The organism is Flavobacterium sp., from assembly GCF_003525665.1.
Classification (GTDB): Bacteria; Bacteroidota; Bacteroidia; order Flavobacteriales; family Flavobacteriaceae; genus Flavobacterium.
The window spans coordinates 1-767 of the sequence record NZ_DQDX01000183.1 but is presented as its reverse complement, the minus strand read 5'-3'; the positions used below and the strand labels follow the sequence as shown (position 1 = coordinate 767).

Sequence of the window (767 nt, the reverse complement as noted above, 5' to 3'; positions counted from 1 at the left end):
GTGGAAACGGCGACGAAAAAACGGGTGAATTTCGAGAATATCATTTTGGTGATGGTTTAGAAAATATCTCCTTGACCGAGAGTTTGAAAAATGCTCAAATCAATAATGGAGTTGGTGAATTTCAGCTAACCGAAAATGATTTGGTTGTTGAAGATGCGCAATTCAAAGCTCAAATGAGTACCGTTTTGATGATTGATATCAGTCACAGTATGATTTTGTATGGCGAAGATCGAATTACTCCAGCGAAGAAAGTCGCCATGGCTTTGGCAGAATTAATTACAACTCGTTATCCAAAAGATACCATTGATATTTTGGTTTTTGGTAACGATGCTTGGTCTATTTCGATTAAAGATTTACCGTATTTAAATGTTGGACCTTATCATACAAATACAGTTGCCGGATTACAATTGGCGATGGATATTTTGCGCAGAAAACGAAATACCAACAAGCAAATTTTCATGATTACCGACGGAAAACCCAGTTGTGTTCGTGAAAAAGACGGAACGTACTATATGAATTCCAACGGTCTTGACGAATACATCGTCGAACAATGCTACAATCAAGCGGCACAAGCAAGAAAATTACACATTCCTATAACGACTTTTATGATTGCAAACGATCCTTATTTGCAGAAATTCGTAAATCGATTTACTGAAGCCAATCAAGGAAAAGCATTTTACACCGGATTGAAAGGTTTGGGTGAAATGATTTTTGAGGATTACGAAACGAATAGGAAGAAGAAGATAAAATAGTTTTCAGTTTACAGT

At 36.5% G+C, this 767-nt stretch carries 1 protein-coding gene; it reads left to right on the top strand.

All coding sequences use genetic code 11. From position 1 onward, the window contains the following. Nucleotides 1–752 (top strand): VWA domain-containing protein (locus tag DIU01_RS12735; protein WP_290835035.1); only part of this gene is annotated, 752 nt, incomplete at its 5' end. Nucleotides 753–767: the final 15 nt, after the last annotated feature.